The organism is Sivoneniella epilithica UHCC 1019, from assembly GCF_040830845.1.
Lineage (GTDB): Bacteria > Cyanobacteriota > Cyanobacteriia > Leptolyngbyales > Leptolyngbyaceae > ULC077BIN1.
The window spans coordinates 1-12,823 of sequence record NZ_JBFPDP010000082.1; the positions used below are offsets into that span (position 1 = coordinate 1).

At 49.0% G+C, this 12,823-nt stretch carries 15 protein-coding genes and 1 pseudogene; 9 read left to right on the forward strand and 7 right to left on the reverse strand.

Features of this window, described 5'->3' with window-relative positions:
- Window positions 1-157: 157 nt before the first annotated feature.
- From AB3R30_RS25795 to AB3R30_RS25810, 4 genes are all read left to right on the forward strand, one after another.
- Window positions 158-613, forward strand: a complete 456-nt coding sequence (locus AB3R30_RS25795) for a DUF4174 domain-containing protein (protein WP_458652078.1) — start codon at window positions 158-160, stop codon at window positions 611-613.
- 18 nt (window positions 614-631) lie between these two features.
- A complete protein-coding gene (locus AB3R30_RS25800; RefSeq protein WP_458652079.1) occupies window positions 632-1,465 on the forward strand; it encodes an aldo/keto reductase in 834 nt (277 codons plus the stop codon).
- A 227-nt stretch (window positions 1,466-1,692) separates the two neighbouring features.
- A complete protein-coding gene (locus AB3R30_RS25805; RefSeq protein WP_458652080.1) occupies window positions 1,693-2,001 on the forward strand; it encodes an aldo/keto reductase in 309 nt (102 codons plus the stop codon).
- A 19-nt stretch (window positions 2,002-2,020) separates the two neighbouring features.
- Window positions 2,021-2,221, forward strand: a complete 201-nt coding sequence (locus AB3R30_RS25810; protein WP_458652081.1) for a hypothetical protein — start codon at window positions 2,021-2,023, stop codon at window positions 2,219-2,221.
- Window positions 2,222-2,230: 9 nt separating this feature from the next.
- Here AB3R30_RS25810 and AB3R30_RS25815 read toward each other — a convergent pair whose 3' ends face one another.
- Complete coding sequence (locus AB3R30_RS25815; protein WP_458652082.1) at window positions 2,231-2,896, reverse strand: SDR family oxidoreductase; 666 nt, start codon at window positions 2,894-2,896, stop codon at window positions 2,231-2,233.
- Between the two features lie 60 nt (window positions 2,897-2,956).
- Here AB3R30_RS25815 and AB3R30_RS25820 point away from each other — a divergent pair, with 60 nt between their 5' ends.
- Genes AB3R30_RS25820 through AB3R30_RS25830 form a run of 3 tightly spaced genes read left to right on the forward strand, consistent with a single transcriptional unit; the run spans window position 2,957 to window position 5,370 of the window.
- A complete protein-coding gene (locus AB3R30_RS25820) occupies window positions 2,957-4,177 on the forward strand; it encodes a saccharopine dehydrogenase family protein (RefSeq protein ID WP_458652083.1) in 1,221 nt (406 codons plus the stop codon).
- A gap of 42 nt (window positions 4,178-4,219) precedes the next feature.
- Window positions 4,220-4,489 carry a Precorrin-3B methylase gene (locus AB3R30_RS25825; protein WP_458652084.1) on the forward strand — a complete coding sequence of 90 codons (270 nt, stop codon included), beginning with the start codon at window positions 4,220-4,222 and terminating at the stop codon, window positions 4,487-4,489.
- A 23-nt stretch (window positions 4,490-4,512) separates the two neighbouring features.
- The gene (locus AB3R30_RS25830; protein ID WP_458652085.1) at window positions 4,513-5,370 is read left to right on the forward strand and encodes a nucleotidyltransferase domain-containing protein; all 858 of its coding nucleotides are present in this window, start codon (window positions 4,513-4,515) and stop codon (window positions 5,368-5,370) included.
- Between the two features lie 270 nt (window positions 5,371-5,640).
- Here AB3R30_RS25830 and AB3R30_RS25835 read toward each other — a convergent pair whose 3' ends face one another.
- Both AB3R30_RS25835 and AB3R30_RS25840 read right to left on the reverse strand, forming a co-directional pair.
- The gene (locus AB3R30_RS25835; protein ID WP_458652086.1) at window positions 5,641-6,501 is read right to left on the reverse strand and encodes a DUF6929 family protein; all 861 of its coding nucleotides are present in this window, start codon (window positions 6,499-6,501) and stop codon (window positions 5,641-5,643) included.
- Between the two features lie 11 nt (window positions 6,502-6,512).
- Window positions 6,513-7,844, reverse strand: a complete 1,332-nt coding sequence (locus tag AB3R30_RS25840; protein ID WP_458652087.1) for a serine hydrolase — start codon at window positions 7,842-7,844, stop codon at window positions 6,513-6,515.
- A 349-nt stretch (window positions 7,845-8,193) separates the two neighbouring features.
- Between AB3R30_RS25840 and rsgA the strand changes: the two genes are divergently transcribed.
- Window positions 8,194-9,261, forward strand: a complete 1,068-nt coding sequence (gene rsgA / locus AB3R30_RS25845) for a ribosome small subunit-dependent GTPase A (RefSeq protein WP_458652088.1) — start codon at window positions 8,194-8,196, stop codon at window positions 9,259-9,261.
- A 27-nt stretch (window positions 9,262-9,288) separates the two neighbouring features.
- Here rsgA and ilvD read toward each other — a convergent pair whose 3' ends face one another.
- On the reverse strand, window positions 9,289-10,992 hold the full coding sequence (ilvD, locus tag AB3R30_RS25850; RefSeq protein WP_458652089.1) for a dihydroxy-acid dehydratase: 1,704 nt from the start codon (window positions 10,990-10,992) through the stop codon (window positions 9,289-9,291).
- Window positions 10,993-11,078: 86 nt separating this feature from the next.
- Between ilvD and AB3R30_RS25855 the strand changes: the two genes are divergently transcribed.
- A complete protein-coding gene (locus AB3R30_RS25855; RefSeq protein ID WP_458652090.1) occupies window positions 11,079-11,975 on the forward strand; it encodes a LysR family transcriptional regulator in 897 nt (298 codons plus the stop codon).
- Window positions 11,976-12,021: 46 nt separating this feature from the next.
- On the opposite strand, the gene AB3R30_RS25860 is transcribed toward AB3R30_RS25855, so the two are convergent.
- The 3 genes and pseudogenes from AB3R30_RS25860 to AB3R30_RS25870 all read right to left on the reverse strand — a co-directional run.
- Window positions 12,022-12,306: an NAD(P)-dependent oxidoreductase gene (locus AB3R30_RS25860; protein WP_171576439.1), complete on the reverse strand. Its 285-nt coding sequence runs from the start codon at window positions 12,304-12,306 to the stop codon at window positions 12,022-12,024.
- A 32-nt stretch (window positions 12,307-12,338) separates the two neighbouring features.
- Window positions 12,339-12,533 (reverse strand): helix-turn-helix domain-containing protein, encoded by a 195-nt coding sequence (locus tag AB3R30_RS25865; RefSeq protein ID WP_458652091.1) that lies wholly within the window; start codon window positions 12,531-12,533, stop codon window positions 12,339-12,341.
- Window positions 12,508-12,630 (reverse strand): annotated as a pseudogene (locus AB3R30_RS25870) (IS1 family transposase); the annotation flags it as partial. The gene AB3R30_RS25865 and the pseudogene AB3R30_RS25870, both read right to left, overlap by 26 nt.
- Window positions 12,631-12,823 lie beyond the last annotated feature (193 nt).

Genomic DNA, 12,823 nt, shown 5'->3' on the forward strand with positions numbered 1-12,823 from the left:
TCTGGCAATTTTACACCCTTCTCGATGCCTTGAATCCCTTATCCCTTCCTATCTGGATAGTTTTTCAGGGACAACTATCTAAGCAATGCAGTTTCTAGCGGTTCTTGTTCTTCTGCCCCTTTTACAAGACTGTGTCTACAGTCAGCCTCTCACCTCAATGAGTGATTCACCTATCCCTGCTTATGCTGGACTCTCAACAACCAGTGTTGATTCAACTTCTGGTCGTTCGCAGACGGTTGAATTTAAACTGAGTGACTACCAATGGCAGCATCGAATTGTGCTGATCTTTGCGCCTTCAGATCGCACACCTAATTACCAACAACAAGTACAAATGTGGCAGGCGGATCGAGCTGGTGTAGGAGATCGGGACCTCAAGTTGGTGGAAGTGTTGGGAACAGGAGAGAGTCGAGTTGATGGGAAATTCCTTAGCCCAGCATCAGCGGACAGGCTCAGGCGACAATTTGGAGTTCCTGTTGAAGAGTTTGCGGTAGTTTTAATTGGCAAAGACGGGACAGAAAAACAACGCAGTCGAACTCCTATTGATCTGGCAATGTTATTTCGCACAATTGATACAATGCCGATGCGCCAGCAAGAAATGCGCTCTCGACAGTAGCCTAAAAGGATTACACTCATGCGATCGCTGCAACTACACTCTGGACAAACCGTTCCTGTGCTTGGCATGGGCACCTGGAGAATGGGCGAGAATGCCAGCAATCGACAGACTGAAATTAATGCCTTGCGTCACGGCTTGGATCTGGGACTCTCTTTGATTGATACTGCCGAAATGTATGGAGAAGGTGGAGCCGAAGAGGTGATTGCTCAAGCGATCACTAATCGCCGGTCTGAAGTCTTTTTGGTCAGCAAAGTCTATCCGCATAACGCCTCTAAAAAAGGAGCAATTGCTGCCTGTGAGCGCAGTCTTAAACGACTGCAAACTGACTATCTGGATCTGTACCTGCTGCATTGGCGTGGTTCTGTACCGTTGTCAGAGACATTGGACACTTTTCAGACCCTTCAACAAACAGGGAAAATCCGCAGCTATGGCGTGAGCAATTTTGACACCGAAGATATGCAGGAAGCAATCCATTTGAAGGGTGGGAACACGATTGCCACAAATCAGGTACTCTACAACCTGATGCGACGGGGAATTGAGTTGAACTTGTTACCCTGGTGTCGGCAGCAAGAGATTCCCATCATGGCGTACTCCCCCATTGAACAAGGACAGTTGCTCAACAACCAGACCTTGAAAACGATCGCTCAAGGTCGTGGAGTGACAGCAGCGCAAGTGGCAGTCGCCTGGTTATTGCATCAAGAAAACGTAATCGTAATTCCCAAGTCCAGCCGCATTGAGCATGTAGAGCAAAACCGCGCTGCCCTGGATTTGAAATTGACTGCTGAAGAACTGGCAGCCCTGAATGCTGCTTTTCCACCACCTACTAAACCGGTTCCACTAGAAATGTTGTGATGCTTCAACAACCCTATTGTTAATGCCTATCTGGTTGCAGCTACGTTAGCTTAGACACAACCATTTGTGAATGGGAGTATTTCAGCAGCTCATGCCCCCCCCAAACTCGGCGCACTTTTTTAGCCACAAGTTTCGCGATCGCAGGCGGCATTGTCGGCAGTCATGCCCTCAGAGAGAACTCGACGGGTGGTTCTGCCAACTCCGCTCAAACTCCGCCCTCCGGTTCTATGCCAGAGCGGGAATTGGGACAGACCGGCATCAAGGTTCTGATTCTGGGATTAGGGGGTGCTGGTCAAACGCCGCTATCATGGCAAAACTCGGAGGCTGCTGCCGTTTCCATAGTTGAACGAGCCTTGGCGTTGGGCATTCGCTACTTTGATACCGCCGCCAATTACAGTCCCAGTGAAGACTACTTGGGCAAAGTGTTACCCGCTCATCGTCAGCGGATTTTTCTTGCCAGCAAAACCGATGCCCGCGATCGCGATGGTGCTTGGCGAGACTTGGAGCGATCGAGCAAGCGCCTACTGATTACTTAGACCTGGGGCATTAGCGGGAATGCATCAGGCAATGGGCTACACCTTGTCGCTACTAGGCGTGCATTGCTGTGTCATTGCGGCTGAAACGGTGGCTCAACTGGAACACAATGTCACCGTTGCCCGTGCCTTTAAGCCATTGGTGAAATCTGAAATGGCAGAGATCGAGCAACGCACTGCAACGACCTGGCAGGAAAACACCTTCTTTCGGAGTTGGACGTAAGCTCTAACCTCACCACGGCAGCGCTTCACCATTGGCGTGCCAGAAGGTGCCTGTGTTCTCCAGCGTTAACTGGTCAATCCGAGCCAGTAATCCCTTAACAGACTCCTCTGGCGTAATGCCATTTGCTGTAAAGTTTGTCATGCGAGTTTGCACTAAACCGGGATGAAGAATTGCCACGGCAATCCCGCGCGGTTTCAGATCGTGAGCCAATGATTTACCCGCCATCGACAATGCTACCTTCGACATGCGGTAGCCGTAGGAACTGCCAGAAGTATTGTCGGCGATCGACCCCATCCGACTAGTCATTAGCACAATTTTAGAGCCTGATTTGAGATTGGGCAGAAGTGCATGAGTCATCCGTAAAGCACCCAAAGCGTTGATCTCAAACTGTTCTCGAATGCTGTCAAAGTCAAGGTTCTCCAGCGTCACCCGCTGAATGATACCCGCATTGTTAATCAACACATCAATTGCCCTCTCCCCCAAGCGACTTTGCAAATCTGCCACTGAAGCATCGGAGGTAATGTCAATCCCCTCCTCCACCTGTATGCCTAGCTGCTGCAATTCCTGGGAGACACTACGACAAACCGCAATGACGGTCTCTCCCCGCGCTTGCAGTTGACGGCAGTATTCGTAACCAATGCCTCGATTGGCACCCGTAATCAAGTAAGTTGCCATGAAAACTTCAATCATTCGTTAGAGTACAAGTGTATCTCTATTATCAGGAGTGATTCTGTCATGTCCGATCGCCCCTATGATATTGTCCTCTACGGTGCCAGTGGTTTCGTTGGCAAGCAGACGGTGCAATATTTTGCTAACCATGCTGCTCCTGAATTAGTGCGATGGGCGATCGCGGGACGAAATCGCCAGAGGTTAGAGGCTGTTCGAGATGAGGTTGGCATAACCGTAGATGTGCTGGTTGCCGATAGTCAGGATCAGCAGGCGATCGATGCGATCGTTTCTCAAGCACGAGTAATCCTCAACACGGCTGGACCCTTTGCCCTCTATGCCAATGCCCTAGTCGATGCTTGTGTTCGGCTCAGAACTCATTATGTCGATATCAGTGGAGAAACGCCCTGGGTCAAAACCTTGATCGATCGCTATCATGCTCAAGCTGCTACCGATGGCACGCGCATTATTCCCTGTTGTGGCTTCGATTCGGTTCCATCGGATCTTGGGACTTACCTGGTCGTTCGTTACCTGCAACGAGAATTGGGTGTGCCCTGTCAGCAAGTGAATGCCTATTTTCAAGCATTTGGTGGATTTAACGGTGGCACTCTGGCATCGGCGTTCAATCTTTACGATTCTCCAGACGCAACTCAGATGAATGAACCATTCCTGCTGAATCCCTCGACCGCTCATTCTCATGCCGAAGCTGAGCGCGATCGTGACCCACAAGCCCCCTCCTTTGTTGCCGACCTCAACACCTGGGTTGCTCCCTTTTTCATGGGAGTTGTCAATACTCGCATCGTCCGTCGTAGTAGTGCTTTGTACCAGGAGTGGCAGGAACCATATGGAGCCGACTTCACTTATCAAGAGTATCTCAAGTTTGACCCACCCCTGGCATGGTTGAAGGCAATCGGTGTGACTGCCGGACTGGGACTGTTCATGGGAGTTCTACAACAATCCCAAGTGCGCGGACTGCTGCAACCCTTCCTACCCCAACCTGGCGAAGGTCCCTCTGAACAAACGATGAACGAGGGGTGGTTCTCCTGTGAACTGGTGGGTACCGCTGTCGATGGGCGCAAGGTGCGCGGAATCATTCGAGATCAGGGCGACCCTGGCAATCGAGCAACGGTCAAATTTGTCTGTGAATCGGCATTGAGTCTGGCACTACAAACCGATGAACTAACCGATGGACAGGCGAGAGGAGGCATCCTCACACCAGCCACCGGGTTAGGAGATGTGCTGGCAGAACGGTTACGTCAGGCTGGGATGACCATAACCGTGAACCTGTGATTCTGTAGGCTAGGATTGGAGTCAAGACAGTTGGATGGAACGATGGCAAAGCAGGAAAAAACCCTCATGGGAGAGGCACTGGTCAAAGAAGTGTGTCGGCGGATTCGAGTTGCCCGCAGCTATTGGGATGCTCATAACAATGCTGCCTGTCGAGGAGAGCGAGAACGCGCCCTAGCCCTTTATGACACCCTGACGCAGGAGCAAAAGGAGAAAATTCCACAACAGCTAAGGGTGTGGCTACGAGATCGCAGTGAAAAATGCTTTAGCGCACACCGAACGCCACCAAAATCAAAGCGTCAGCCAAAGATTTGAATGAGTGATGGGAATGGGTCAATATGGATGAGCAATTGCCCCGGTTCATTCCTCGCGTTATTGATCGCTTGCAGTCAATTGAAGGAATTGTCGCGATCGCTCTGGGCGGTTCAAGGGCACAAGGCAACCATACACCCAAGTCAGATGTGGATCTGGGAATTTATTACCAGCCAGAGAATCCACCTGATCTGATTGCTCTCAACCACCTTGCCTCCGAAGTGGACGACGACCATCGCACGAATCTCATTACTCCAATTGGTGAATGGGGAAAGTGGATGAATGGTGGTGGCTGGCTCAAGGTAGATGGTGTTCCTGTCGATTTCCTCTACCGTGATGTAGCTCAGGTCAATCAGGTCATTCATGACTGCCATACCGGACAAATTACAATTGATTATCAGCCTGGACACCCCCACGGCTTTGTGTCCTCGATCTACATGGGTGAAGTCGCCCTTTGTCTGCCGCTTCACGATCCAAATGGCATTTTAGCTGCTTTGAAAGCTAAGACAACGCTCTATCCGGTTAGCCTTAAAGGGGCAACAATTGATAAGTTTGCCTGGGAAATCAGTTTTTCCCTGTTCGTTGCTCAAAAGGCAGTTGCACGAGGTGATGTTGCCTATGCCGCAGGCTGTTGTTTTCGCAGTGTAGCTTGTATGAATCAGGTACTCTTCACCCTCAATGAAACGTACCTATTAAATGAGAAAGGTGCAGTGGCACTTGCTAACCGCTTTGCGCTCTGTCCATCGGACTATCAACGACAAGTTGAGTCGGTGTTTGCGTTGTTGACTCCTGATGCAACATCAATCATGGAAGCGATCGCCATTCTTAACAGAATTGAGCAGGAATTGAGTCAATGGTATGGCGATAGACGGTTGGAAATGTAAAGCTCACTTAACAGGATTGCTACGGAGCGATTGCAGCAAGATAGCTAATATCTCACAGCGATCGCCGATTGGTAAGCTAAATGGTTGCGATACTGTTAGTACTGGAGATATTTGTCATGCAGCGATGAATTCAACCTCGCACAGTTCGCAGGGTAACTTTGGATTATCGGCATCAATCACAACCCATAAACGGTTTTCCCCATTTCTGAAGGCACAAATCCCTTCAACTTTTTCGGTAAACAGGGAACCATCCGGTGTGCGAAGCTCAATTCAGCGTGGGTTTGTATCGAGGATACCTAATACTGAACCTGTGACCCTGCCATCTAAGGTGACATCCGGCGAATCCTCTGCCGCTGCTGAGAAAATAATGCCTTTTTGAGTCGCGATCTCATCGGTAAAACTCAAGTTCAGACCATGCAAGTTGCCCAAATCATACTGACAGATGTGCTGCAATGCTGGGGGTTGGTGATGCTCTGGAATGTCCAAATACGCTAAAAAGCTGTCCCAGTTCAAATCAACCGTCGCATTCACTGGCAACAGATTATCGTCAGGCTTGCCATTGCCACGATTGAATAACCGAAGTTGACCCTCCTGAAAAATGGCTCCTTCAATATTGAGTTCGCTGCCGGAAAACGAAGTGTAGGCTCGCAGTTGGGCATACAAAGCACTTGCCTGTTTCAATGTTGGGGTGGTTGGGTCAGATGCCTGCACCATTAAAATTTGCTCCCGTTGTGCCATTGAGCCAGAGCCAAACGCCAGAAATAAGTCGCCATTTGGAGTTGGAACTGTGGTACAGGCTTCTAAGTCCAACTTAAAGCGTTTGTTACCGCGCAAGTCATCAAACTGCCGCACTCCTGCTTCTCCCGCAGCAAGGGTGATTGCCTCAACGGTCAGGCTGTCTGGATCAATGAACACCAGAAAGTTGGCATCATCTTGAACTAGAGCAAGTTTATCGCCCAACCAACTGAGGCTGGAACCGGCGCGAACATGGGCGGGACGATCGTTCGCTAAATCGGCTCCTTGACTGTAGAACAGCGGGATTCTTTTTTGCACGATCGCCTTCAGTGCCGGATCTCGCTTGGCTTGAATCATCGAAACTGTGGCTTCACTCAACGCCTTTCCTCCCATCATGATCCTGTATGCTAATTCAATTTTGGGGCTGTTATTTCTTGTCCTGCCTGATGCAGAAGCAAGTGCTTCACAGGACCTTGCGAATCTCGAATGAAGGTAATTTGAGCATCGACTTCGGTAATGAAAAATTGAGTCTCTGTTTCTGCAAATAACTCAACCTGAGATTGACCAGTGGCTTGAGCATAGAATAGATCGCGTTCTTTTGTAATGGTGAGGATAAAGTCTGAAGCGATTTCATAGCGTCCCACATAGGCATCAAACAGGTTGGGATCAACAGGGATTGCCTGACGTTGTTTGGGGGGATGATGTTTAGCCAAAGGATAACGGGGTTCCAGCAGATGCAAGCCAATATCATTGACATCATTCTCTGAATTCGATAGCACGACAATTCCTAATCGCTTCTGTTTCACAAACCCCAAAAAGCTGCGAAATCCACCTGTGCCACCGTCATGAAAGATAATTTCCGTCTCATGATGATTCAAGATGTGCCAACCCAGGGCGATCGCCATTCCGAGTGTTTCCGTTGGCGCTTGAACCACATGAGTTTTCTGGAGGATTGGATTTAACGGGGAAGATCCAAGCTGTAAATTTGCTGCCAGGAATTTGAGCAAATCGTTTGCGGTAGCTCGCAAGGCTCCTGCACCTGCCAGGGTTGACAAATCCCAGTAAGGAACGGGTTGACCGAGGAGATTATGTCCGGTTGCAAATCGAGCATGTTGCTCTGTAGTCAGTTGAATGCTCGTATCACTCATTTGCAGCGGTTGAGTAATCTGGGTTGTAATGAGCGTTTCGTAATCCATGCCTGTTTTAAGGCTGAGAAGATGCCCCAGCAACCCTGCGCCTAGATTTGAATATTCGTACTGACTGCCAATGTCCCGTGGCAATGGGTAGCTGGATAGAAACGTATACAACTGTTCGACGGAGTAATCGACATAGGGATTACTTATATCCGCTGGGGCAAAGTTATCGGGTAAACGGGGCAGCCCAGATGTATGGGTTGCTAAATTCAGCAAGGAAATTTCTTGACCATTGTGAGTGGGTACTTTCACAGCGTCAGGCAGAAGCGTGGAGATGCGATCGTCCAAGTTGAGAGTGCCTTGTTTTACCAGATTCGCCAGCTCTAGCGCCGTAAACACTTTGGTAATTGAACCAATTTCAAACAGGGTGTTGCCATCCACTGGACAGAAATTCGTCTGAGCCTGATTCCCATAGGTAATGATACGATCTCCTCTCTCATCAATCACTCCTACGACAATCCCAACACTTTGTTTCTCCTGATCGATGCGTTGTTCTAGGATGGCTTCAATTTCGCTATCTACCGGAACAGGTTGATTAGTCGTCATATCCTCAAGCTCCATTGCACCAGGCATTCAAGAAGTCAGTGTAAGACATTCTACGAATTACGAATTGCTGCAAAGCTGCGGAGCCGCTTACCAAATCGAAGCCAAAATTTACAGCAAAATTGATTCAGAAAATCAGGAATTAGTTAAGGTGAGGGTGGAGTTTTTCTGTAGAACTTCTCAAGGAGGTGGACGATGACTGTATTGTTAGCCGATCGCGTCACGGCAAAGACGCTCACCCTTCAATCGCAAGACACAGGAAGTCTCGTTCACTCCTGCACCATTTCGGCAAGATGATGCGGACTCTTCTGTGAACCTTGCAGCGCACAAGTTATCACAGAAAGGAAATCCAATGAATTTAGAACAATTAGGCTGGAGCGATCGCTATGCTCACAGCTTGAAACCCTACTGCGAACAAACATTTGCAGTCGGTCGAGTTGCTGTTGAATATCGCCAGACGTACCTGCTTTACACCGAGCAGGGTGAGCAATTGGCGGAAGTTTCTGGCAAGCTCAGACATCAAACTACTGACCTTCAAGACTTCCCAGCCGTTGGAGACTGGGTCGTGATTCAGTCCAGACCCACAGACCATCGCGCCACCATTCACGCAATCTTGCCGCGCATGAGCAAATTTTCTCGCAAAGTTGCAGGCAGTAAAACTGAGGAACAGGTGATTGCTGCCAATGTCGATACCGTATTTCTTGTTTCCGGACTGGATGGCGATTTGAACCTGAGACGGATTGAACGCTATTTGATTCTGGCATGGGAAAGTGGTGCCAATCCGGTGATTGTGTTGAATAAGGCAGATCTTTGTTTGCAGGTTGCACAACAGGTGGCAGCAGTCGAAGCGATCGCCATTGGTGTTCCAGTCATTGCTTTGAGTGCCGCACAACAACAGGGAATGGATGCCCTCCAACCCTATCTGCAATCCGGTCAAACGATCGCTCTACTGGGATCGTCAGGTGTGGGAAAATCCACGATCGCGAATCAACTGAACGGTGAGCCAATTCAAACAGTACAAGCCGTTCGCCAAGGAGACGATCGCGGGAAACATACAACCACGCATCGCCAGTTGATTCTGCTCCCGTCTGGTGCGTTGATGATCGACACACCAGGAATGCGAGAACTTCAGGTATGGTCAGGCACAGAGGGATTGCCAGAAACCTTTCCAGAGATTGAAACATTGGCGCAGCAGTGTCATTTTCGCGATTGCCAACACCAACAAGAACCCGGTTGCGCCGTGCAACAGGCACTGGTTGACGGACACCTTGACCAAGGGCGTTTCCTAAACTATCAGAAATTGCAGCGGGAACTGCACTATCTGACTCGCAAGCAAGATCAACGGGCAGCCCTGGCAGAGAAGGAGCGGTGGAAGAAAATTCATAAATCGCTCCGCAACCACCCCAAATATCAGGAATGATGGTTCGCTGAATACTCCGGCAGTGACCTATACTAAATCTGTCACCGCACCTAAACTACTCGTTGAAACCAATTTGGCATACTTGGCAAGTACACCTCTTGTGTAGCGTGGCAAAGGTGGTTTCCAGATCGCACGGCGCTGTTCAAGTTCTGTCTCTGACACATGTAGATGCAGCGATCTCGCTGGGACATCGATGGTAATTTCATCCCCTTCCTGCACCAGGGCAATGGTTCCACCCACAAATGCCTCCGGTGCAACATGACCGACGACCATGCCATACGTCCCACCCGAAAAACGTCCATCGGTGATCAGCCCAACGGAGTCACCTAAGCCCGCACCAATAATTGCTGAAGTCGGAGCCAACATTTCTCGCATTCCCGGTCCACCTTTGGGTCCTTCATAACGAATCACAATGATATCGCCTGCGTTAATTTTGCCTGCAAGAATGGCATCCAGGCAGGCTTCCTCAGATTCAAACACTCGTGCTAGTCCAGTCATTTTAGGATTTTTCACGCCCGTGATTTTAGCAACGGCTCCTTCTATTGCCAAATTACCTTTGAGTATCGCCAAATGACCTTGAGCATAGATGGGATGCCTCCAGGAACGAATCACATCCTGGTCGGCAGGGGGTGCTTTAGGAATGTCTTTGAGACGTTCTGCGATCGTGTCTCCCGTAATCGTCAAACAATCACCGTGCAGCAAATTCTGTGCCAGCAGCATTTTCATCACTTGGGGGATGCCGCCTACCGCATGAAGATCGGTCGCCACATAACGCCCCGATGGTTTGAGGTCACATAGCACCGGAACTCGTTCCCGAATGGTTTCAAAATCATCAATCGTCCACGGTACTTCAGCCGCATGAGCGATCGCCAGAAAATGTAAAACAGCATTGGTGGAACCCCCAACCGCCATCACAACTGAAACAGCATTTTCGATCGATTGGCGCGTAATAATATCTCGTGGCAAGATCTGCTGGCGGATCGCTTCCACTAATACTTTTCCTGCCAGTGCCGTGTTTGCTGCTTTTTCTGGGGCGATCGTAGACATTGTGGACGAATACATCAAACTCATGCCCATCGCCTCAAAAGCAGCCGACATCGTGTTCGCCGTAAACATGCCGCCACAGGAACCCGATCCTGGACAGGCATTGCGCTCGACGGCATAGAGCATCGCCTCATCAATTCTGCCTGCACTGTATTGCCCAACGGCTTCAAAGGAACTGACTAACGTCAAATCTTGACCCTCTAGATGACCTGGTTTAATCGTGCCACCGTAGACAAAAATGGCTGGAATATTCATGCGTGCGATCGCGATCATCGCACCGGGCATATTTTTATCGCAGCCGCCGATCGCCAGCACTCCATCCATGCTTTGAGCGTTGCAAGCCGTTTCGATCGAGTCTGCAATCACATCGCGGGATACCAGCGAATATTTCATCCCTTCAGTGCCCATTGAAATGCCATCACTGACCGTGATCGTGCCAAATAGTTGAGGCATCGCCTCGGCTGCTCGAATCCCGGCTTCGGCTTCTGTTGCTAGAGGGGCAATTCCCATGTTGCAGGGCGTGATCGTACTGTGAGCACTCGCGATTCCCACAATCGGCTTGGTGAAATCGGTATCCTTAAACCCAACAGCTCGCAGCAGGGCGCGGTTAGGCGATCGCTGTAAACCCTGGGTAATCTTCTGGCTTCTCAAATTCTCTTGCATACTTTCGTCCTCGTGAATGCTCATGATTGATTATTCTTGGAGTATAGAAAGCGTTTTTAGGGATGTCCAATATATGATTTGATGGATTTAAGACGAGAAACATATCAAAAATGGAACTGCGTCACCTGCGTTATTTTGTAGCGGTTGCCGAAGAACTGCATTTCAATCGGGCAGCCGAACGGTTGCATATCGCTCAACCCCCACTTAGTCAGCAGATCAAACAATTGGAAACAGAATTAGGGGTCGAACTATTCCATCGACGCACGAAGCGTCAGGTTCAGTTAACCGAGGCAGGACAAGTCTTATTGCAGGCAACTTACCGGATTCTAACTCAAGTAGAACAGGCGGTAAGCGATACTCAACGAGCAGGCAGCGGCGAGAGCGGAACTTTGATGATTGGATTTACCAGTACCGTTGTTTATGACATTTTGCCCGCGATTCTGTCTCAATATCGCGAACAATTTCCGCAAGTGAATCTGGTATTGCAGGAATTGACCACTACTCAACAGGAGGAGGCATTGCAAAATCATCAGATCGAAGTTGGCTTTTGTCATCCACCGCTGAAGGACGATCGCCTCGCATTAGAATCAATTTTGCGAGAACCACTGGTTGTAGCTCTGCCTGAAACACACCCACTCGTAAATGAAACCACAATCTCGATTAATGCACTCGCTGATGAATCCTTCATCTTGTTTCCGCGCCATCTTGGACCAGGTCTCTATGACCAGATCGTGAGCTTCTGTCACCAGGCAAACTTTAGCCCTAAGGTAATGCAGAAGGCGGTTCAAATGCAGACGATTATTGGACTGGTTTCAGCAAAAATGGGAATTGCCTTGGTTCCAGCCTCACTACAAAATCTGCAACGAGCAGGTGTTGTCTACAAACCGCTACAGGGTGTAACTCCGCAAGTCGAAGTAGCAGTGGTATGGCTGTTGGAGAACGTTTCACCTGTTTTATACGAATTTCTGAAAGTCATTAGACTTTACATCAAGAAGAGATGCGACTGAAATTTCTGTCCAGATGAAAAATTTGAATCTTGATTGAATCTGTTTGCTATTTTACATACTGAACGATGGTCATTTGCTGGTGCAGATGTTGGGGATTTTCAACCTCACCCAGCAGAGCGATCGCGTAATCTTCCGCAGAAATATAGCTTTCACCCTGCTCATTCAACAACAATTGCTTACTACCTACTCGAAATTTGCCCGTTCGTTCACCTGGTTCAAACACGGCTGCTGGACTGAGGAATGTCGATCTAAACCAGAAGCTTTGTAGATTGCTAAAGACCTCGATGCGCCAGAGAAGCCGGATGCGAATGTCTTGTAGAATTGCGCTCAAATCGTTGCAAAATTCCGTTCTGTTTGTTCAGTCTATTGCTGATTACGGTACTGACGAGGAGTAAGTTTTATCGGACGTTGAAAGGCATTGGTGAAATGGCTCTGGTCACAAAACCCGACAACCTGTCCAATTTCACTTGATGATAAGCGTGAGTGCTTCAACAATTGTTTGGCAATCGATCCGACAATGCAAGATTGTGCGTCAAATAATTGTGGGGCAAATTGCAATATCGTGCCAACTCCAACAGCGATCGGCTAAATTTGCTCGTTGAGCAGCGGTTGTCTTGAAACGACTGTGCTGCCAAATCCAATTGAAATAGCTCATACCAAGTTGCGCTCCGAAGCGTCATTTTGAGTAGTAGCAAAAAAACCTCTGAGATGTCTTGCTGTAAGGCATTTCGCTCAGCACGAAATTGTTACGTTTTTGAAGACAACTTGGTATCACAACCAATCGCGTCGTGACCTTCGATTGCTCCCACACCTTGCCAAACTTATTCTGCCTTCGTTCGCGTAGCGTG

Bases quoted from the DNA above. Each gene is read 5' to 3' on its own strand.
- AB3R30_RS25815 (WP_458652082.1), bottom strand. From the start codon at position 2,896: ATGGCAACTTACTTGATTACGGGTGCCAATCGAGGCATTGGTTACGAA.
- AB3R30_RS25805 (WP_458652080.1), top strand. From the start codon at position 1,693: ATGCCAGAGCGGGAATTGGGACAGACCGGCATCAAGGTTCTGATTCTG.
- AB3R30_RS25800 (WP_458652079.1), top strand. From the start codon at position 632: ATGCGATCGCTGCAACTACACTCTGGACAAACCGTTCCTGTGCTTGGC.
- AB3R30_RS25840 (WP_458652087.1), bottom strand. From the start codon at position 7,844: ATGACGACTAATCAACCTGTTCCGGTAGATAGCGAAATTGAAGCCATC.
- AB3R30_RS25830 (WP_458652085.1), top strand. From the start codon at position 4,513: ATGGATGAGCAATTGCCCCGGTTCATTCCTCGCGTTATTGATCGCTTG.
- AB3R30_RS25855 (WP_458652090.1), top strand. From the start codon at position 11,079: ATGGAACTGCGTCACCTGCGTTATTTTGTAGCGGTTGCCGAAGAACTG.
- ilvD (WP_458652089.1), bottom strand. From the start codon at position 10,992: ATGAGCATTCACGAGGACGAAAGTATGCAAGAGAATTTGAGAAGCCAG.
- AB3R30_RS25835 (WP_458652086.1), bottom strand. From the start codon at position 6,501: ATGATGGGAGGAAAGGCGTTGAGTGAAGCCACAGTTTCGATGATTCAA.
- AB3R30_RS25810 (WP_458652081.1), top strand. From the start codon at position 2,021: ATGCATCAGGCAATGGGCTACACCTTGTCGCTACTAGGCGTGCATTGC.
- AB3R30_RS25820 (WP_458652083.1), top strand. From the start codon at position 2,957: ATGTCCGATCGCCCCTATGATATTGTCCTCTACGGTGCCAGTGGTTTC.
- AB3R30_RS25825 (WP_458652084.1), top strand. From the start codon at position 4,220: ATGGCAAAGCAGGAAAAAACCCTCATGGGAGAGGCACTGGTCAAAGAA.
- rsgA (WP_458652088.1), top strand. From the start codon at position 8,194: ATGAATTTAGAACAATTAGGCTGGAGCGATCGCTATGCTCACAGCTTG.
- AB3R30_RS25795 (WP_458652078.1), top strand. From the start codon at position 158: ATGAGTGATTCACCTATCCCTGCTTATGCTGGACTCTCAACAACCAGT.